This is a genomic window from Sorangium sp. So ce448 (assembly GCF_051520915.1).
In the GTDB taxonomy this organism is placed as follows: Bacteria; Myxococcota_A; Polyangia; order Polyangiales; family Polyangiaceae; genus Sorangium; species Sorangium cellulosum_B.
Map to the genome: position 1 here is coordinate 888,826 of NZ_CP150343.1, position 19,385 is coordinate 908,210.

At 72.7% G+C, this 19,385-nt stretch carries 16 protein-coding genes; 6 read left to right on the plus strand and 10 right to left on the minus strand.

All coding sequences use genetic code 11. From position 1 onward, the window contains the following. The first annotated feature begins 114 nt into the window (after positions 1-114). A complete protein-coding gene (locus tag WMF45_RS03310; RefSeq protein ID WP_437715511.1) occupies positions 115-684 on the plus strand; it encodes a hypothetical protein in 570 nt (189 codons plus the stop codon). On the opposite strand, the gene WMF45_RS03315 is transcribed toward WMF45_RS03310, so the two are convergent. The 5 genes from WMF45_RS03315 to WMF45_RS03335 all read right to left on the minus strand — a co-directional run bounded on the left by WMF45_RS03315 (position 685) and on the right by WMF45_RS03335 (position 7,418). Beyond that, positions 685-2,142: a cyclic nucleotide-binding domain-containing protein gene (locus tag WMF45_RS03315; RefSeq protein WP_437715512.1), complete on the minus strand. Its 1,458-nt coding sequence runs from the start codon at positions 2,140-2,142 to the stop codon at positions 685-687. Between the two features lie 269 nt (positions 2,143-2,411). Further along, on the minus strand, positions 2,412-3,476 hold the full coding sequence (locus WMF45_RS03320; RefSeq protein WP_437715513.1) for a retropepsin-like aspartic protease: 1,065 nt from the start codon (positions 3,474-3,476) through the stop codon (positions 2,412-2,414). Positions 3,477-3,479: 3 nt separating this feature from the next. Next, the gene (locus WMF45_RS03325; protein ID WP_437715514.1) at positions 3,480-4,562 is read right to left on the minus strand and encodes a hypothetical protein; all 1,083 of its coding nucleotides are present in this window, start codon (positions 4,560-4,562) and stop codon (positions 3,480-3,482) included. A 115-nt stretch (positions 4,563-4,677) separates the two neighbouring features. Further along, entirely contained in the window at positions 4,678-5,523 is an 846-nt protein-coding gene (locus WMF45_RS03330) for a ribokinase (protein WP_437715515.1), read from the minus strand. Positions 5,524-5,558: 35 nt separating this feature from the next. Then, complete coding sequence (locus WMF45_RS03335) at positions 5,559-7,418, minus strand: vWA domain-containing protein (protein ID WP_437715516.1); 1,860 nt, start codon at positions 7,416-7,418, stop codon at positions 5,559-5,561. 362 nt (positions 7,419-7,780) lie between these two features. Here WMF45_RS03335 and WMF45_RS03340 point away from each other — a divergent pair, with 362 nt between their 5' ends. Then, positions 7,781-8,590 carry an SIR2 family NAD-dependent protein deacylase gene (locus tag WMF45_RS03340; RefSeq protein ID WP_437715517.1) on the plus strand — a complete coding sequence of 270 codons (810 nt, stop codon included), beginning with the start codon at positions 7,781-7,783 and terminating at the stop codon, positions 8,588-8,590. 142 nt (positions 8,591-8,732) lie between these two features. Further along, positions 8,733-8,972 carry a DUF378 domain-containing protein gene (locus tag WMF45_RS03345; RefSeq protein ID WP_437715518.1) on the plus strand — a complete coding sequence of 80 codons (240 nt, stop codon included), beginning with the start codon at positions 8,733-8,735 and terminating at the stop codon, positions 8,970-8,972. Between the two features lie 28 nt (positions 8,973-9,000). Here the strand turns inward: WMF45_RS03345 and WMF45_RS03350 are convergent, their stop codons facing one another. Next, entirely contained in the window at positions 9,001-9,849 is an 849-nt protein-coding gene (locus WMF45_RS03350; protein ID WP_437715519.1) for an alpha/beta fold hydrolase, read from the minus strand. Positions 9,850-10,040: 191 nt separating this feature from the next. Between WMF45_RS03350 and WMF45_RS03355 the strand changes: the two genes are divergently transcribed. Both WMF45_RS03355 and WMF45_RS03360 read left to right on the plus strand, forming a co-directional pair. After that, positions 10,041-10,910, plus strand: coding sequence for an isocitrate lyase/PEP mutase family protein (locus WMF45_RS03355; RefSeq protein ID WP_437715520.1), 870 nt, complete (start codon positions 10,041-10,043; stop codon positions 10,908-10,910). Positions 10,911-10,920: 10 nt separating this feature from the next. Then, positions 10,921-12,096: an acyl-CoA dehydrogenase family protein gene (locus tag WMF45_RS03360; RefSeq protein ID WP_437715521.1), complete on the plus strand. Its 1,176-nt coding sequence runs from the start codon at positions 10,921-10,923 to the stop codon at positions 12,094-12,096. Positions 12,097-12,176: 80 nt separating this feature from the next. Here WMF45_RS03360 and WMF45_RS03365 read toward each other — a convergent pair whose 3' ends face one another. Both WMF45_RS03365 and WMF45_RS03370 read right to left on the minus strand, forming a co-directional pair. Further along, positions 12,177-12,797: a glutathione S-transferase family protein gene (locus WMF45_RS03365; RefSeq protein WP_437715522.1), complete on the minus strand. Its 621-nt coding sequence runs from the start codon at positions 12,795-12,797 to the stop codon at positions 12,177-12,179. 25 nt (positions 12,798-12,822) lie between these two features. Beyond that, a complete protein-coding gene (locus WMF45_RS03370) occupies positions 12,823-13,176 on the minus strand; it encodes a glutathione S-transferase family protein (protein WP_437715523.1) in 354 nt (117 codons plus the stop codon). Between the two features lie 785 nt (positions 13,177-13,961). Here WMF45_RS03370 and WMF45_RS03375 point away from each other — a divergent pair. Continuing rightward, positions 13,962-14,252: a GNAT family N-acetyltransferase gene (locus WMF45_RS03375; protein WP_437715524.1), complete on the plus strand. Its 291-nt coding sequence runs from the start codon at positions 13,962-13,964 to the stop codon at positions 14,250-14,252. Positions 14,253-14,269: 17 nt separating this feature from the next. Here WMF45_RS03375 and WMF45_RS03380 read toward each other — a convergent pair whose 3' ends face one another. Together WMF45_RS03380 and WMF45_RS03385 are read right to left on the minus strand one after the other, a co-directional pair. After that, positions 14,270-14,761 (minus strand): N-acetyltransferase family protein, encoded by a 492-nt coding sequence (locus WMF45_RS03380; RefSeq protein ID WP_437715525.1) that lies wholly within the window; start codon positions 14,759-14,761, stop codon positions 14,270-14,272. Between the two features lie 37 nt (positions 14,762-14,798). Next, positions 14,799-19,076: a tetratricopeptide repeat protein gene (locus tag WMF45_RS03385; protein WP_437715526.1), complete on the minus strand. Its 4,278-nt coding sequence runs from the start codon at positions 19,074-19,076 to the stop codon at positions 14,799-14,801. Positions 19,077-19,385 lie beyond the last annotated feature (309 nt).

The window sequence follows — 19,385 nt, forward strand, 5'->3', positions numbered from 1 at the left end:
CGGCGCGCTTGCGCGCGATCGTCGGCATGTGCGTGCGCGTGCGAGGCGGCCCGCAGCGCGCCACGCTGGCCCCCACCGCCCGGGTGCATCTATCCTGGACGGGCGGCTTTGGCGATGAAGATCCGGGGGTCGGCGCTCATGCACACGAGGACCTACCTGCAGACGCGGTGGGGGAGCCAGGCCATGTCCGCCCTCGACGCCAAGCTGCCCGCCGCCGCGCGGGCGGTGTTCACGGCGCCCGATCTCGCGGCGCACAGCTGGTATCCCATCTCGGTCTGGAACGCGATCGCGGACGAGATCTCGCGGTGGCCCAACCGGTCCGGCGTCATCCGCGATCTCGCGGCCTACGTGGCCGAGCAGGACCTGACGCTCGCGCACAAGGTGCTGCTCAAGCTCGGCACGCCCGCGCTCGTCATGCGGCAGGCCGGCGTGATGTGGGGCATGTACTTCAACGGCGGCCGGCTCGCGCCCCTCGCCGAGGGAGAGCGGTTCTTCCGGCTGATACTTTACCTGGGGGTCGACCCGCAGTCCGACCCGGGGCGCCAGACCTGCAGAGACGCGGTGCCGGCGTGGCAGGAGAACGCGCTCCGGCTCTCGGGCGCGCGAGGGGGCCAGAGCCTCCACACGAAGTGCCGTTTCGAGGGACACCCCACGTGTGAATACGAGGTGCGCTGGCTCCGGTAGTCACCACTTGGTGCAGAAGGCGAACAGGTTCACCTGCGCCTCTTCCGCGACCACCTCGACGGGGGTGCTCCCGAACTTCGACCGGGCGAACAGGGTCCTGAGATCCTCGGTGCTGCGGTGGATCAGCTCCCACTCGAGGACGTGATCCATGAACGCCTTGCTCGGGTTGTTCACCCCGAAATTGCCGACGACCGCGACGCCCCCGGGCAAGAGCTTGTCGTGCATGCAATTGAGGAGGGCCACGACCAGATCGTCGCGGAGATAATCCGTGAGCCCGATGCTGTAGATCATGTGCTGGGGCTTGAGCACCGTCCTGCCGCGGCCGTGGGCCAGCCGAACCACGTTGTCCTGCGCGAAGCTGAAGCGGTCCATGACGCCGAGCTGGTCGGCGATGCCGGCCGCGTAGGCGAGGGCCTGGTTGTCGATATCGATGCACGTCGCCTTGATGTCGGGCAGCTCGCCCCCCTCCGCGAAGAGGTCGAATAGTTCCCGGGCGGGGCCGCTCGCGAGGCTGGTGATGTGGACCGGGCCAGACGCGTGCGCGCTGCAGGCGTCCCGGAGCGCGCGGCTCAGCACGCCTCTCCGGTTCTTGACGGCGCGGCAGGCGTCGATGGCGAGCCCCCACTGGTCGATGAAGCGGCCGAGGCGGCCGTCGCCCGCGGGCTCGTCGTTGTACATCATCTCGATGGTGTAGAAGTCGCCAGCGTAGCCGCGCGGCTTCGTGTAGCACCGGTCGACGGTGCGGCTCAGCATGAAGAGCGAGAACGTCTCGCGGAAGACATAGGCGCCGATGCCCTTCTCGAGGTGGCGCTCGCGCTCGATGTGCTCGCGCAGCGCGGACACGATCGTCTGGCACGCGGCGCTCACCTTCTCCTGGATCTCCGCCTCGGGCTGCTTGGCCTCCTTCACCATCCTGTCGGCGATCATCATCTCGAACTTGAACTGTTCGACCGTGTCGATGAGCTTCGGAGGGATGTTGTTGGTGCCGGCCTGGCCCGTCCTCGCGGCGTGAAAGCGGTTGACCTGCGGTACGTCCTCGACGAGGAGCGGCGGCAGCATCGCGGTGTTCTCGCGGAGGCGCTGGGCCAGCATGATCGCGAGCGACTGGTAGAAGCGCGCCGCGAGCCCGGGGACGGAGGCGAGGAGCGAGTGCACATACGGGCCCTCGATGACGTCGAGCGTGCACTCCTCGCGGGCGACGACGGAGGCGCTCGCGGCGGCGCTCTCGAGGAACGACATCTCGCCGAAGATGGCGCCGGGGCCGAGCTGGCGGAGCGCCACGCCGCGCCCGAGGTGGGCGACCTCGACCCCGACAAGGCCGCTGCGCACGATGAAGATGCCCTGCCTTCGCGAGCCCTCCTCGAGGATCTGTTCGCCCGGTCGGTAGGTGACGCAGCTCGACTTCTCCAGCAGCAGCCGCTCGTCGTCCTGGGTCAAGAACTCGAAACCTGTCGTCATGATGCCTCCCGAGCGCCGCGGGCGCCCCGGGCTCGCGGAGGAACGGATCTCTCCCCCGCCGCGGCGACAGAGGCGTCCACGCGTGCGCCCCTTCTACCACGACGCATCGCGCCTCCGCTGAGGCATGGCGGTCCGCCCGCTGGCTCGGCGCCGATCGCGCAGCGGTCGCCGGGGCGCGCCTCGTTGACCGCGCCGCGGTCGCCGCGCGGCGCCTCGTCGATCACGCGCCGCGCTCGCGCCGGACGCGCGTCGCGCGGTCCTTCACCGGGTCACCGCGGGGCGCAGGCCGCGAGGCCGCCGTCCTCGGCGAGCACCAGCACACAGGTGCGGAGCACATCCATGCCGGCAAATCCGTCCGACGGACAGGTCGCCCGCCGCTCGCCGGGCAGAAGATCGAACTCCACGGCGGCGTCGAACCCCGCCATCCGGAGGCGAGCGCCCGAAAGGACGGGAACGGTGTGCTTGCCTGAGGCGGCGTAGGCGCTCCTGCCGCCGGTCGCCCGGCGCGACAGCCGCTTGCCCGCGGGGGAGACGCCGAAGAGCGAGCTCTGCGACGCCCCCGAGTCGATCTTCAGCGTGACGTCGATCCCCTCGACGCTCGCCCTGGCGGTGAGCTCGCTGCCCTGGTTCGGGCCGCCGCAGCGGGCGAGCTCCACGATGGCGGTCTCGCCGAACCGCGCCCGGAGCGCGCGTGCGGCCTCGTCGCGCGGAGCTTCGGTCATCCGGCCCTCGCGCAGGTCGAGCACGACGGCGCGGCCCGGCCCCGCCAGCTCCTGGGGCGCGACGACGCCGCCGATGCCGATGCGCTGCAGGACATCGGGCATGGGGACGACGAGCAGCGCGGAGACCTCGACCCGGCCCCACCCGGAGAGCGCGAGGCTCGCGTTCTCGAGGCGGGACACAGCGAGGGGCCTGCCCGCGTGGTCGACGGCGACGTCGCCTGCGGTCGAGAGGGGCAGCGCGAGCTCGTCGGCGAGCCAGCGGGCGAGGACGTGGTGGGAGGCTCCGGTGTCGACGATCATCACGGCCGGCTGGCCCGCCACGACGGCGTCGATGAGCGGCGAGGGGAACGCGCGATCGTTGAGCTGGTACTGGAGGCTGGCCCGGCGCTCGGAGCCCGCCGCCGGCGCCGCCGGGCCCGCGCCCGCCGCCGCGGGGCCCGCGGGCGAGGACGCGCCGCCGGCGCCGGCGCCGGTCGACGCCGCGCTGCGCGGCGAGGCCGGCGCGGCGCGGACCGCGGCGGGCTCGGCGCAGCCGGCCACCGCGAGCGCGCCGGCCGCGGCGGCGGCCGAGAGCGCGGCGAGGAGCTGCCTGCGAGCGCGCGGCACGAGCATCCGCTACTCGACGCAGCAGAGCGTCGACTGCCCCGTGGGATCCAGCGAGCCGCTGAGGTTCGTGCGCGCGGTGCAGGTGGAGTTTGTCGGCGTGCCGACGAGGTGAGCCGGGGGCGAGTAGGCGTACCCGCAGTACCGCCCGCCCTGCGAGATCTGGGCGTGATCGAAGCAGCTGTAGTCGTTGCCGAGCTCGACGCGCACGTAGTTGCAGTCGCCGCCGCTCGCGGTGCACGCGCACGACGAGCACGTCCGGGTGTCGTTGTACCCCCGGAACCAGTCGCTCTCGCGCCGCGCATAGCCGCTGCAGGTGGCGCTGCCGGACACGAGCGCGCATTGCGTCGCCGGCGAGCCCTGCCTCGGGACGCAGGCCTCGCCGGCGCGGCAGCCCGCGCCGGCGGTCGCGTGGCAGAGCTTCCTGGACTCCTTCCACGTCGCCGGCGCGGGGATCGCCGTGCCGGTCGCGGTGCAGCTCTGGATCACGTCGAAGAGGCCCGCGCGCACGCCGCCCCAGTCGACGAACCCGTTGTTGATCGGCTTCGAGTCGCACGTGAACCCGACCCGCTTCGCGAGCGTGCCGCGCGTCCCGGCCTCGTCGGCCTCGCACTGCGACTCGTCGGCGTAGAGGTAGAGATCCGCCGCGCAGTCGGTGGGGTTCGGCGTGCAGCCGCAGCCCTCGCAGCCGCTGCCGGAGAGGCCGCGGAAGAGGAGCGTCTCCTTCGCGGTGAACCCTTCAGGGCACGGCTCGGCCGCGTCCACGACGACGCCGAGCTCGAAGTTCGTGGGTGCCGTCAGGCAGACCGCGCCCTCCGCGCAGTCCGAGTCCGCGCAGTCGACGGCGTCGTCGCAGTCGTCGTCGCCGCCGTTGAAGCAATCCTCGACCTGCGTGCAGCCGGTCGTCGTGCTCGTGCCGGCGCTCGCGCTCATGCCGGCGCTCGCGCTCGTGCCGGCGCTCGCGCTGGAAGGTTCGGTCGTCCCGGCGCCATCACCGCCGCCCGACCCGCCCGCGCCCGCGAAGTTGCGCTCCTGGACGCTGCAGGCCGAGAGGCTGACGAGCGCTGCTATCGCAGGCCCGCGAAAGTTCGTCATGCCGCCAGGATAGCCTCCCTTGCAGGCGAGGTGCAGCGTCATGTCCCGGAGGCGCGGCGCTCGCCGCGAGGGGCATGATGGGCGAGGTGCCCTGTGACGCCGGGAGGAGAGGCCGTCACGGAACCGTGGGGCGCTGGAGGCGGCGCTCCACCTCGGCGCGCGTCGGATACGATGTCTGACACCCCTCGCGCTCGACCGAGATGCCCGCCGCCGCGATCGCGAACCGGAGTGTGGCCTCGATCGCCATCCCGGAGGCGAGCCCGCCGGCGAGCACGCCCGTGAGGGCGTCCCCGGCGCCCGTCGTGTCGACAGCGCGGGCCGGCAGGGCGGGGAACTCCTCGCCCGACGGCAGCAGCACCGCGCCGCGCGCGCCGCGCGTGAGCACCACGCGCTCCGGCAGGTGACCGCGCAGCGCCTCGTGCTCGAGCTCGTTGACCACGGCGAGGTCGAACCGGCCGACGAGCCCGGGATCGATGGCGTTGACGGGCGACGGATTGCAGATCGACAGCGCGCCGTCGGCCCGCGCCGCCGCGAGCACGCCGTCGATCGCCGCGGCCGGGATCTCGCCCTGGCAGAGCCAGACCGAGGCCCCGCACGGCGAGGGCGGCGTCACGAGCGCGTTGGCGCCGGGGATCGCGAGGATCTGGTTCTCTCCGGCCTCGTCGACGCAGATCAGGGCGACGCCCGTCGTCGCGCCGCGGTGGACCGCCACGGCGGAGAGCTCCACCCCGTCGGCGGCGAGCGCGGCCGCGCAGAGCTCGCCGTGGGCGTCGTCGCCGCGCGCGCCCGCGAGCCGCACGCGCGCCCCGGAGCGCGCCGCCGCGACCGCCTGGTTCGCGCCCTTGCCGCCCGGCGCGACGAGGAAGCGGCGGCCCAGCACCGACTCGCCGGGGCGCGGCAGCCGCGGGCCGTAGCCGATGAGATCGGCGGTGATCGAGCCGCAGATCGCGAGCAATCCCATCACCGCCGCATACCACGAACGAGGCGGCGCGCGCGTCAGTCGGCGTTCACGGCCACGGCGTCGGTCTTGCCGTTGGCGAGCGCGCCGGCGCGGCGGATGATGCCGATGAACTCCTGCTGATCGCCCTTGCTGGACGCGGCGGCCCTCGCGATCTTCTCGATGTCGGCGAGCCTCCAGGAGCGCGCGTGCGGGCTGTGGCGCAGGACCTCGGCGAACCCTGCCACCGCGGACGCGAAGCGGAAGTCGGCCGGGGCCGCGTCGAAGGTGGGGGCGATGGCGCCCGGGGCCATCTTGACCAGCGTCTCCTCGGCCGTGTTCGAGCCGAGCGGCGCCTTGTGGCGGAGGCGCACGACGACCGGCGCCGCGCCCTCGCCCTTCGGCGCGGTGGCCTTGAGCTCGACGTCGTAGATGGCCGTCACGCTGTGCCCTGCGCCGATCTCGCCGGCGTCCACCTTGTCGTTCCGGAAGTCCCGGTCGGCCACGTCGCGGTTCTCGTAGCCGATGAGCCGGTAGCTCTTGACGAAGCTCGGGTCGAACTCGACCTGGATCTTCACGTCGCGGGCGATGACCTGGAGCATCCCGCCGACCTGCTCGGAGAAGACCCGCCGCGCCTGCGCCTCGCTGTCGATGTAGGCGTAGTTCCCGTCGCCCTGGTTGGCGAGCTGCTCCATCATGAGATCCTTGTAGTTGCCCTGGCCGAAGCCCACGGTGGACAGCGTGATCCCCTTGTCCCTCGCGCGCTTGATGGTCTTCAGGATCTCGTCGTGGGAGGTCGGGCCGACGTTCGCGTCTCCGTCGGAGAGCACGATGACGCGGTTGACGTGCCCCTTCACGAGCGTCCGCTCGGCCAGGCTGTACGCGAGATCGATGCCGCTCGACATGGCGGTGGAGCCGCCCGCGGTGAGGTCGGCGAGGGCCGCGAGGATCTTCCCCTTGCTCTCGATGCCGGTCGGCGCGAGCACCTCTCGCACGCTGCCCGCGTAGGTGCAGAGCGCGACGGTGTCCCCCGGCTTGAGGGTGTCGGTGAGCATCTTCAGGCTCTTCTTCGCGAGCTCGATCTTGTCCGGCGACTGCATCGAACCGCTGGTGTCGACGAGGTACACGAGGTGCACCGGGGTCCGCTCCTTGAGCGGCACCCGCTTGCCCTGGACCGCCACGCGCACGAGGTGGTGGCCCGACGTGAACGGCGAGGGCGCGGCCGCGAGGTGCACGGCGAACGGGCCTGTCGCGGGCGACGCGTAGCCGTAATCGAAGTAATTGAGGAACTCCTCGGCGCGGACGGCCTGATACGGGGGCAGCGCGCCATCCATGATCTTGCGGCGCGCGATGGCGTAAGAGGCCGTGTCCACGTCGATCGCGAACGTCGAGAGCCGGTCCTTCGCGGGGTCCTCGACCGGGTTGACGCCGTAGTCCCGGTACGTCTCGCTGCCCTGGGGCTCGGGCGCGGTGACGGCGACGGCCGGGGGCGGGGCCGCGGGGCGCGCCACGGCGGTCGCCGCCGGGGCGGGCGCCTTCTTGGGCGCGGGCGCGCCGCCCGTCACGCGGACGCGCGCGTCCGCGCCGGGCGCGGCGCCCGCCTTGGTCGCCCGGGACTGCGCGGGCCCCGGCGAGGGCGCCACAGGGGCGGCCGCCACGGGCAGGGCCGGCGGCGGCGCGGCCTCCGCGGCGGGCGCGGCGTCAGGGGCGCTCGCCGCGGCTTCCTCGCGCTTTGCGTCGGACGCGCTGCCCTCGTCTTGCGCCGCGTCGAACTCCGGCTGCGTGGCTCGCCCGGCGGGGGCCTCGGTCGGCGTGGCCGATGCGGTCGCCGCCGTGGGGGCAGGCGTGGAGCCACCGCAGCCGATGAGCAGCGCGGTGACGAGGGCGGGGGCGACGAGATCGAGGGGCCGGGTGCGCATTGAGGTGTCCTCCTTGAAGGGGATCGCGAGGGCGGATCCCTGCTGTACGTTTTCGTGGGTCGGCCATCGCCGATCGCCACACACAGGTCCTTGCGGGGGCCGCACGCGCGGCTGCCCCACAGCGCGTTTTCCAGGGGCGAGACGGACCCTTCGCCGCTTTCGCTGCGTGAACGCCGCGTGTCGCCGGTCGTCCGGCGAGCCGACGAAGGGGCTCTCGCGGCCGGGGCCCGCTGTTGCGGGGCTCGGCGCGTCCGAGTGCCAGGGAAACGCGGTCGTCTCGGCCGGCTTACACCCGAAAACGACGGGAGCTCGGGTCGGGTCCTCCGCCCGCCTCCCTCTCGATCTATCCTCAGGGGTCCGTGATGAGCGAAACGAGCCGCGAGCGCTTCCAGTCCACCCTGTGCCGCGCCACGAAGATCGCCGTCCTGACCGGCGCAGGCGTCTCGGCGGAGTCGGGTATCCCCACGTTCCGCGGCGCTGGGGGGCTGTGGCGGCGTTACGAGGCGACGAGCCTCGCCTCGCCCGAGGCGTGGCAGCGCGATCCGGGCCTCGTCTGGGAGTTCTACAATCACCGCCGGGAGCGCGCCCTCGGCTGCGCGCCGAACCCGGGTCATCACGCGCTGGCGCAGCTGGAGGCGCGGTGGCGGGAGGCCGGCAGGGTCTTCACCCTGATCACCCAGAACATCGACGGCCTGCACGAGCAGGCGGGCTCCCGGAGCCCGGTGCGCCTCCACGGCTCGCTGTGGCAGGTGCGCTGTCTCTCGTGCGGGAGCGTGACCGAGAACCGCGACGTGCCCATCACGCCCGCCTTCGCGGGCAGCGGCTCCCCCGATCCGGAGGCCCCCGCCCGCCGCTTCACGGCGGCGGACCTGCCGCGCTGCGGCTGCGGCGGCGTCCTTCGCCCGCACGTTGTCTGGTTCGGCGAGGCCCTCCAGGAGAGCGATCTCGCCGCGGCGGCCGCCGGCGTCGAGGGCTGCGATCTCCTGCTCGTCGTCGGTACGTCGGCCGTTGTGGTTCCCGCCGCCGGTTTCGTCCCCATGGCCAAGCGCCACGGCGCCCTCATCGCCGAGGTCAACGTCGAGCCGAGCGCGATCTCCGGCCTCTGCGATGTCGTGTTCACCGGCGGCTCCGGCGCGATCCTGCCCTCCCTGCTCGACGTCACGTCGGCGTGAGCGCCGCGGCCTGACGGGCGCGGCGAGCCGGCGGCGTCGGCACGGCGAGGCGAGCCGGCGGCGTCAGCGCGACGCGCTGTCGCGCCGCAGCGGGCGCGCGGTGCACGCATCGCGCGGCGCGGCGCATGCTTCTGCCGGGGTCATGGAGCAGGTCAACCGTGGGATCTCAGGGCTAACGTGGGCGGCGATCACGCTCGTCGTGATCGGCGCCGTCAACTGGGGGTTCGTTGGGCTGTTCGAGTTCGACGTGGTCGCCGGGCTCTTCGGCAGGCTCAGCGCGCTCAGCCGCATCATCTACGTGCTCGTCGGGATCGCCGGGCTCTATCTGCTCTACGCTGCGGTCCAGCTCGGAAAGCGCGCTCGGGTCACCACGATGCCCTGAGGGCGATGCGCCCGTGCACCCCAGGCGCTCATGCGCCCGGGCTGGCCTGGCCGCCGAAGCCGCGCGGGCGGGCGGCGATCGCGCGCGCCTCGATGAACCGCGACACGGCGTCGACGAACGCCTCGGGGTTCTCCACCTGCGGCATGTGCCCTGTCGCCGGGATGAAGGTGAGCTGCGACCCCGGCAGCGAAGCGTGGAGCTTCTTCGCGTCGTCCGCGCTGTTGCCGAGGAGCTGGTCCGCCTCGCCCCAGACGAGGAGGGGATTCAGGCTGAGCGGGGCCCTGGGACCTCCCTGGATGGCGGCGTCGAGCACCGCCTCCAGCTGAGGTGGATTGGCGCTCTCCAGGACCTCCCGCAGGGCAGCCGGGACGCGGCCGGGATCGGCGTAGGCGCGGCTCAGGACCCGCGGGTTATAGGTCTGCTTCCGCATCAACGCGCGCAGCATCCGGCGGGGCAGCGGCCGCGCTCCGAGCCAGCCGACGAGGCGCGGCAGCGGGGGGATGGGAACGCCGTTGACGAACACGAGCCCTCGGCAGCGGGCCGCGAACAGGCTAGCGAAGCTCGATACGACCGAGACGCCGAAGGAGTTGCCGACGCACCACGCGCTGGAGAACCCCAGCTCGTCCAGGAGCCGCTCCAGCCAGCGCGCATAGGCGTCCAGGGAGCCGAGCCCCGGGGCGTCCGTGCGCCCGATGCCGGGCAGATCGGGCGCGATCACCTGGAAGCGCTCCGCCAATCGATCCCAGACAGGCGCCCAGTGCATCGACGCCCCGCCCCAGGCGCCGTGCACCAGCAGCAGCGGCTCGCCCTGCCCGCCCACGTGGACGCTGGCAGGGCGGCCGTCGATCGCGATCTCCTTCACCGAAACCGTGCTCATGCCCCTCTCCTGTGCGGAATCATCGCGGGCCCCATCCTGCCCCCGGGCGCCGGGGGCCCGCAACAGGAACGCACGACGGCGCGCGCCCCCCGTCCCTCCCTCTTGCGTGTGCGGGCGCTGGCCGGGCGCGCGGCGCCTCTAGGCCCTTCGCGCTTGCCTCACGGGCAGGCGATCGCGGTATCGTCCCCGCCGTGTCCTCCGCTCAGAAGCTCCGCGATCTGCTCGCCTCGCCCGGCCTCCTCGTCATGCCTTGCTGCTTCGACGCGCTGTCGGCGCGGCTGATCGAGCAAGCCGGCTTCTCGCTCTCGTTCATGAGCGGCTTCGCGGTCTCCGCCGCGCGCCTCGGCGCGCCCGACACGGGGCTCATCTCGTATGGTGAGATGGTCGATCAGGCGCGGGCGATCTGCGGCGCCGTGTCGATTCCGGTGCTCGGCGACGGCGACACGGGCTACGGCAATGCGATGAACGTGAAGCGCACGGTGCGCGGTTATGCGCAGGCCGGGCTGGCCTGCGTCATGATCGAGGACCAGGTCGCTCCCAAGCGCTGCGGCCACACGCGAGGCAAGCAGGTCGTGCCCCGCGACGAGGCGTTCACCCGCGTCCAGGCCGCCGTGGACGCGCGCGACGAGGGCGCCGGCGTGCTCATCATGGCCCGCACCGACGCCCGCCAGACGCACGGCTTCGACGAGGCGCTCACCCGCGCGCGGGCGTTCGCCGACCTCGGGGCAGACATCGTGTTCCTCGAGGCGCCCGAGAGCGTGGAGGAGATGCGAACGTTCTGCCGCGAGGTACGCGTGCCGACCATGGCCAACATGGTGGATCACGGCAGGACACCGGTGCTCCCGCCGGCCGAGCTAGAGGCGATCGGCTACAAGATCGCGGCCTATCCGCTCACCCTGCTCTCGGTCGCCGCCGCCGCCATGCGCGAGGCGCTCGCGGCCCTGCGCGCCGGCCGGCACCCCGACCCGCGGACGAGCTTCGCGGCGCTCCAGGAGATCGTCGGGTTCCCCGAGTACTACGCTGAAGAAGAGCGCTATGCGCAGCCGCCAAGGAAGGGGTGAGTCGAGCACCATGACCACGATGTCCTCTGCCGCCCCCGCGTCGCTCCTCGACGCGGCGCGCAGCCTCGTCCCGCTCGTCCAGGAGCACGCCCAGCGGGGAGAGCGCGAGCGCCGTTTGCCCGATCCGGTCGCGAGGGCGCTCCGGGAGTCGGGCATCTTCCGCATGTGTCGTCCGCGCGCGCTGGGCGGGCTCGAGGCCGACCCCCTCACGGCGCTGCAGGTCATCGAGGAGCTCTCGCGCGCCGACGGCGCGGCAGGGTGGTGCGCCATGATCTGCGGCACGACCGGCGCGTTCGAAGCGTACATCCCGGCGGAGGGGGGCAGAGAGATGCACGCGAGCCCGGATGTCGTGACCGCCGGCGTCTTCGCGCCGAGCGGGCGCGCCGTCGAGGTCGAGGGAGGATATCGGGTCGCCGGGAGGTGGGCGATGGCGAGCGCCTGTCATCATTGCGACTGGCTGGGCGGCACCGCGGTTGTCTTCGACGGGATGGCCCCGCGCCTGCTGCCCGGGGGCGTCCCCGAGGCCGTCGTGCCGATGTTCCGCGCCTCGGAGTGCGAGATCCTGGACACGTGGAGCGCCTCCGGCCTCGCCGGCACCGGGAGCCACGATTTCGCGGTCGTGGACGCCTTCGTGCCGAGCAGCCGGTGCATCCGACTCCCGATGACGGCTCCGACGCATCCAGGGCCTCTCTTCGTGTTCCCGCTCTTCGGCTTCCTCGCGAGCGCGGTCGCGACGACCGCGCTCGGGATGGCGCGCGCGGCCATCGATGAGCTGGTCCGGCTCGCGGCGACCAAGCGGCCGAGCGGCATGACGGCGTCGCTCGCGACGCGGCCCTCGACGGCGCTCGTCGTGGCCGAGGCCGAGGCCACGCTGGGCGCGGCCAGGGCCTACCTCTTCGAGGCCGTCGGCGGCGTCTGGGACGCCGCGGTCTCTGGCAGGCCGATCTCGCTGCGGGAGCGGGCGCGCGTCCGGCTCGCCGCGACGAACGCTGCCCTCGGCGCGGCGCGCGCCGTCGATCTGGCGTACACGGCGGGCGGCGCCACGGCGCTCTACGCGGAGAGCCCTCTTCAACGCAGCTTCCGCGACGTTCACGCCGTCACGCAGCACGCCCTCGTCGCCCCGCACACGCGCGAGGTCCAGGGCCGTGTGCTCCTCGGGCTGGACACCGAGCTGCCGATGTTCTGAGGGGCCGTCCGCGAGCGGCGAGGTGGATTACGAAAGGGTGGAGCGGATGAGCCCGTGGCGCACGAAGATGCGCCCCGCTCTCATCCCAGGGGCAGATCCACCCAGCGCTCGAATCCAGGCCGGCGCTTGATGCGGCCGTACCACGCGTCGAGGTGCTGCAGCGCGGGCCGCTCGGTCTTCAGATTGTACCACCGCTGCGCCGCGACCCCGAGGGGGATATCGGCGAACGTGAAGTACTCTCCAGCGACCCACGGGTGCCGTGACAGCTGCCTGTCGAGGATCCCGAGCGCGGCGAGCGCCGACTTGCGCGCGGCCTCGATCGCGCCCTGATCGCGGCGCTCTTCGGGCGTGCGCACGAGCTGCACAAGGAGCGTCCGGACCGGGGGCCACAGGGTCCCGAACTGCCAGTCGGTCCAGGCGTCGGCGCGCGCCCTGTCGGCGAGATCGCTCGGCTGGAGCGGCGGCGACCCGTAGCGCGAGAACAGATAACGCACGATCGCGTGCGACTCCCAGAGCACCAGCGGGCCGTCCTCGAGCGTCGGAACCAGCCCGTTCGGGTTGAGGGTGAGATAGTCGGCGTCCTTGACGCGACCGAACGGTCCGCCGGCGTCGATGCGCTCGAAATCGAGCTTGAGCTCGTCGAGCGCCCAGAGGACCTTCTGCACGTTCGAAGAATTCTTGTGACCCCAGAGTCTCAACATGATGTCCCTTGTCTTTCGGCGCCGCTCAGGCCGCCGTCTCGGCCCTGAGCAGCTGGGTGAACGCCGGCACGAGGCGCGTGTTCGCGTGATCGATCCAGATCCTCGCCAGGGCGCGCCTGCCCGGCTCCCTGGGCAGGAGCCGGGGCTCGGGGAAGACCTCCTCGAGGTACTCGTTGATGATCGCCGACTCCCAGATGCGGTGGCCCTCGTGCTCGATCGCCGGGACCTTTCCATAGAGCGAGGCGTCGACGAACGCCCGCGGCTTGTTCTGCAGATCGACCTCGGTCAGCTCGAAGTCGATCGCCTTCTCCTGCAAAACGAGCCGGGTACGGTGGGCGAAGGGGCACGCCTTCGCGCTGTAGAGTCGCAGCTTCGTCATCCTGTTCTCCTTGATGGCGTGCGCCACGCGAAGAGCTCTCCTGCCCTCAGGCAGAAGGGGCGCTCCGCTCACGGGCCGTCGTCGTGGCAAAGAGCAGGGAGCGTGCCAGGGCTTTATTGCAGGAACTGCAGGAACGGATCACAATCGTCCGCGCTGACCCGCTGACCGCGCGCTTGCTGCGACGGGAGCAGGGATTGCTGGTGATGTGCTGCTGAGGCAGCAGTGAATCCGGCGTGGGCGTGGGAAGGGCTCTGCTGATCGAGGGTCGACCCCTGTCGAGTACCCGGGGGACGTCGCGTCCGTCGGGATGAGGCGTGCTCAGATCTTCATCCTTCCTCCTCGTGTCATGGTTCGCAGCCCGCGCCACCTCAGCCAATGGCACCTCTGCTCGAGCGGTCATCCGTCGTCCACGCGCGGGCGTGGACGTGGACCTCCTCCCGGTGTGCCGGGAGGGCGCGCTGATGTTTTCCGCCTTACTCTTCTATGGCGGACAATAGTCTGCTATGACGGATATGTCAAGACGCTCCGCGGTAGCGTCGATGTCCTTGGCAAGAGGTGTGTGGACCGGCGTGCAACGGCGATGATCGCTGCGGAGGCCGGGATTGACCGGATGTGCGAGGGTTGTCTTCGTTGTAAGCTGCGTGCCGTGACGCCTGATCGCCTCGACGCCCGAGCACTCCATGGCGCGCATGGTTCGAGACGTGACCGTCGCGTGATCCGATGGCCTGGGCAAGACAGCGTTGTCGTCGTCAAGCGCATGACGGAGACAGGCATGGAGCGACGCGATGACAGGTGAGCGCCCGCCGGACCGCATCCTGACCGCTCGGCTGACGCTGCGAGCATGGCGGCCCGAGGATGCTCCTCTGATCAGGGAGGCGATCGACACGAGCCTTGCCCACCTGCGGCCCTGGATGCCGTGGGCCGTGCACGAGCCTTCTTCCGTGGAGGCGACCTCGGCGCTCCTGGAGAAGTTCCGGGACGACTTCATGGCAGGACGCGACTTTCATTATGGCATCTTCACGCGCGACGAGCGCGCCGTGCTCGGCACCGAAAGGAGCGGCGCGACGCGCCGATAGCGGAGCGGACGCCGCGGTCACTCGATCCCGAGCGTCATCTCGATCATCGTGCGACGGAAGCCGAACCGCTCGAACAGGCGCTGCGCGGCGGCGTTCTGCGTCGCGGTGTGGAGCACGATGCGCGGCGCGCCCAGGGCCCGGAGGCGCGCGATGACGGCCCCGAGGAGGATCGCGCCCGCGCCCAGCCGGCGCGCGGGCTCGGCGACATAGATGTCGTGGAGGGCGCCGCAGGTGTCGAGGAGGCTGTTCCAGTCGCGCGGCTCCCGGCGGCCGTAGGCGTAGCCGACCAGCGCCGGCTCGGCGCCGGTTCGCTCGGCGACGACGATCGCGGCGTCGGGGTTGGCGAGCTCGCCCGTGAGCCACCGCTCGTAGCCCGGCTCGATCGGCTCCAGGCACATGAAGCGGTGCGGATCGAGGGCGTGGTGCAGGCGGACGAGCTGCGCGGCGAAGCGCGCCACCTCGGGCATGTCGGCGCGCACCGCGAGGCGGGCGTTGACGGAGGGGAGCATCCGCCAGGATAGCCGAGCGCCGGGCGCTCGCTCCGCCTCAGCGCCCCTTTCCCGCCCCCAGGCCCTCCAGCGCCTGCTCCGCGTCGCGCCGGTAGGCGTTGTCGGTCGGCGCCGTCTCCAGGAAGCGCTCGTAATGGTGGATGGCCTTCTCGCGGTTGTTCGCCGCGCGGAGCGCCTCGGCGAGGAGGAAGTGCGCGTCGAACAGCCAGGGCGGGGTCGAGCGGTCCGGCGCCTCGCCGAGGGTGACCGCCTGCTCCATCTCGCTCGCGGTCCCGGCCCGGTTGCCGCGCGACGCGTAGATCTTGCCGAGGCGGTAGTGCCACTCGGGGACCTTGTCGTTGGCCGCGATCGCCTTGCGCCACGCCTCCTCCGCGGCCGCCCAGTTGCCCTGATCCTGGTAGCAGAGCGCCATCGTGGCGTAGGCCTCGTAGCGGGACGGCCGCTTCTCCAGCGCGATCTTCAGATCCGCCAGCGCGTCCCGGCTCGCCCCCTGCTTCTGCAGCAGCACGCCGCGCTGCCAGTACGCGTCGCCGAGCTCCGCGTCGAGCTCCAGCGCGCGCCGCAGCGCCATCTCCGCGCGCGCGGTCTGGGCCGTCTCGTTGGCGCCCCAGCCGACGTAGAGGTGGTACTCGGCGCGGTTCGGATCGAGCTCCGCGGCGCGCTCCAGGAAGCGCAGCGCCTCGGCCATGTTCGTGCCGCGCACGAGGAGCGCGCGGCCGAGGAAATGGTTCGCCTCCGCGGAGTTCGCGCGGTCCTTGAGCACGTCGCGCAGGATGGGCTCCGCCTGGCTCGCGTGCCCCGCCATGACCTGGGTCGAGCCGACGCGCAGCTTCAGGTCGATGTCGTTCGGCGCCTTGCGGAGCGCGTCGGCGTACATCTCCAGCGCGCGCTCGCTCTGGCCGGTCTCCTCGAACAGGAGCCCGCGCTCGAGCGCGAGGCCCGGGTAGTCCTTGTCGGCCGCCGTCACCTTGTCGAAGACCTTCGCGGCGTCCTCGAACCGGCGCAGGCGACGGTACGCCACGCCCAGCTTGAACTGGCTGCCGAGGTCGTCCTCCTTCGCGAGCGCGAGCTCGAGCTCCTGCCGGGCCTCGTCGTACCGCCCGGTCTGGAGCGCGACCTCCGCCTTGGCCTTGTGCAGCGCGGGCAGGTCCGGGAACTTCGCCGTCGCCTCCGACAGCCTCTCCGCCGCCGCCTCGTTGCGGCCCATGCTGGACAGGAGCGACGCCAGCGCCACGTACGCGTCGACGACCTCCGGGAGGTTCTCTGTCGACTTCACGGCGTCGAGGTACGCCTGCTCCGCGTCCTTCTTGTTGCCGAGCGCGAGCTCGGTGCGCCCGAGCCAGTAAGCGACCTGCGGGGCCGCCGCGTGGGTCTTCTGCAGCTCCTTCAGGAGGTCCTTCGCCTCCTTCATGCGCTCCTGCGCCAGCCACGTCTTCGCCTTGCCGAGCTGCGCGGCGAGGTTCTGGGCGTCGGCGCGGGCCGCGGCCTCGAAGCGCGCCTGCGCCTCGGAGTAGCGGCCCGACCGGTAGAGGACCTCGCCGTTGCCGATCAGGGCGCGCACCGCCTGCGGGTCGAGCTTCACCGCGGCGGCGAAGGCCTGCTCCGCCGCGCTCATGCGCGACCTCGCGAGGTGAATGGCGCCGAGCAGCGTGTACGCGTCGACGATCTCGGGGTCGCTCGCGGCGGCCCGGATCGGGCCGTCGCCGGTGACCTTGCCGAGCAGATCGAGCGCCTCCTGCTCGCGGCCCGGGGTCTGCCAGAGCAGCGACGCGATCAGCGTGCGGGCCCCGACGTGGTCGGGCGAGGCCTCGAGCGCGCCGCGGGCGCTCGCCTCGGCGCCGGCGGTGTCCCCGGCGAGGATCTGCGCCCGGGCCAGGCCGAAGAGCGTGCGCGCGCTCTTCTGGAGGCCGCTCGCGTGCTGCCACGCCGCGATCGCCTTGGGAGCGTCCCTGGCGGCGAGCTCGATCTCGGCCGCGAGGACGGCGAGGTCGATGTCGTCCTTGAGCTGCGCGGCGAGCGCCTGCGCGGCCTGTCGCGCGCGCGGGAGCTCGCCGCTGGCCGCGGCCTGCGCCGCGACGGCCAGGGAGAGCAGGTCGCCCGGATGGGAGCTCGCGAGCGTGAGCATCTCCTTGCCGAAGGCGTCGTCGACGGTCCGGTGCCCGAAGCGGATGCTCCGCGCGAAGGCGATGTACGCGGCGTAGGCCATGGTCGGCCGGTGGCGCGGCGCATTGGTCCGCGTGGCGTTCGCGTCGTTCAGCGCTCCGTTGGCGGCCGACGCGGTGTCCTTGGCGAAGGCCGTCTGGGTCCGCTGGCGGAGCTCGGCGAGCGCCCCCTCGTGCGCGAAGGCGTTGAGCCGGTCGCTGATGAGGTTCACGCCGAAGGCGCCGACGTCCGGAACGAGCGCGAGCGCGCCGCCGCTGACGGCGGCGACCGCGAGCGCCGCCACGACGTAGCGCTTGATCTTCGACTTTTGCGGCGGCACTTCCGTGGTCGCCGCGGGCTTCTCGGCCTGCGCGCCGGGACCGGCGCTCAGGTCGCCGATCTCGGTGCCCGCGCCGGTCAGGTCGACCTCGTCCCCGACGCTGGGGTGCGGCTCGCTGAGCTCGATGCCCCGATCGTCGGCGTCCGCGGGCGATTGCGTGAAGTTCGCGGAGCGGTCGGACGGATCGTACGGGGTGGGCGCGCCGCCGGGGGCGAGCTGCGTGACGCTCTCGCCGAGCGCGATCTCGTCGCCGAAATCGGCGACGCCGAAGCCGGTGGTGGACGTGGCGCGGGCGTCGGCGGGCGGCGCGGCGCCGAAGCCGGTTGTGGATGCGGCGCGGGCGTCGGCGGGCGGCGCGGCGAGGAAGTCGGCGGGGGGTAGGGCGCCGAAGTCGACGGGCGGCATGGCGCCGCTGCTGGGCGGCTCCGGCGCTGCCTGCGGCGGGAGGGGGCGCGGCCCGGGCGCCTGGAATGCGGCGCCCACGCGCGAGTCGTCGTAGTCCGGCGGGGCCTCGTCGAAGAGCTCGGCGCCGACGATGGTCCCCGGTCCTGCGGGTGAGCCGGCACCGGTGGCCTTCGAGGGGAGGGCGGAGCCGGCGGCCTTCGAGGGGAGGGCGGGGCCGGTGGACTTCGAGGGGAAGCCCGCGGGGGCCGGGGCAGGGAAGCCCGCCTGGGCCGCGGTCGGGAGCCCGGCGCGCGCCGGCGAGGGGAGCGGCGCGGAAGCCGGCGTGGGCAGGCCCGTGTTCGAGAACGGGGCGGGCATGCCGATGACGGCCGGGGCCGAGCTCGGCAGATCGCCGGCGACGATGGGCAGGTCGCCCGCGGACATCGCGGGCAGCTCGGCGTCGCCGTCGCCCTCGAGCGGCAGCTCGAGCTCGCCGAAGCCGAACGACATGGAGCCGCTGCTGGAACGCGCCGGAGGAGCCGGGGGCGCGTCGTCGTCCAGGTCTCCGAAATCGTACTCCGGGGCCACGCGCGGTGGCGCGTCTCCCGCGCCGCGGGTGCGCCCGCGACCGAGCGGCTGCGTGGTGGCCCCGGCGTTTCGCCCGCCGAGCCCCGCGTCCCGCGCGCCAGGCCTCGAGGGGGCGCCCGGCGCCGACTCTCGATCGCCGAACCCGAGGGTGCGCCGGCTGCTCGGAGGCAGCGGCTCGACCCGCGCCGGCAGGTCGGTGCCGGCGAACGCCGTCGGCGTCGCCGGGGCAGTGCGGGACTCCGCGCGCGATCGCGCCGGGAGCGCCACCGGCGCCCCGGGCGCATTGCCGTAGACGACCGGCAGATCGTCCGGGTTGAGCCCTTGCACCTCGGCGTCCGTCGGGCTCGGGAGCTCGACCATGAGATCGATCTCTCCGAAGCCGCGCCGCTGCGGCACCGTCTTGGCGTTTCGCCGATCGGACGGGGCGGGGCGATCGGGGACGTCCGGCAAGCCGATCTCGCCGAAGACCTCCGGACCCGGCGGCTCAGGAGGCGGCGCGGGCGGCGCAGGCACCGCGGGCGCTGCGCGGCGCGGCGGCGTCGGTACCGGCGCCGGCGCCGGCCCGGGGCGCCGGGGAGGCGCGACCGCGGGGAATGCGATGTCCTCCGGAGCCGCCATGGGCAGATCGGCGTCCTCGGGCGCCGCCGGGGCGCTCCGCTCCGAGAGCTGAAGGCCTCCCGCCCCGGCCCGCGGCGGGGGGGTGGGCACAGGCGTCGGCGCGGGCGCTGCGCTTGCGCCCCCCTTGGTCACCAGCAAGCTCGTACCGCACTTCGGACAGCGCATCCTGAGCCCCGCAGGGGGGACACGCTTCTCGTCGACCTGGTACGGCGATTTGCACCCGTCGCACTCGACCTTGATCATGCTTCCCGACCCGATGCCGGCGCTGCGAGCGCCTTCGCAGGCGCCCCCACGCTCGTTCGGCCTACAAAAGGCCGGGATGCCCCGACATCCGCTCTCCTTACTAGCAGGGGTTGTGGTCCTTAGGATCGCCTCTTCTGCCGGCCGCCCTCAAATCGGCGACTTCCTCGGGCATGTCGCGTGCTTGGTCCGGAAGCAGGAATAGGAAGCGGACCGCGCGCAGACGCGGCGCGGCCGGGGACGGAGGGGCGCGGGGACGGGCGGGGGATGGGCGGGGACGGTAACGGTAACGGTAACGGAGCGGCGACGCCG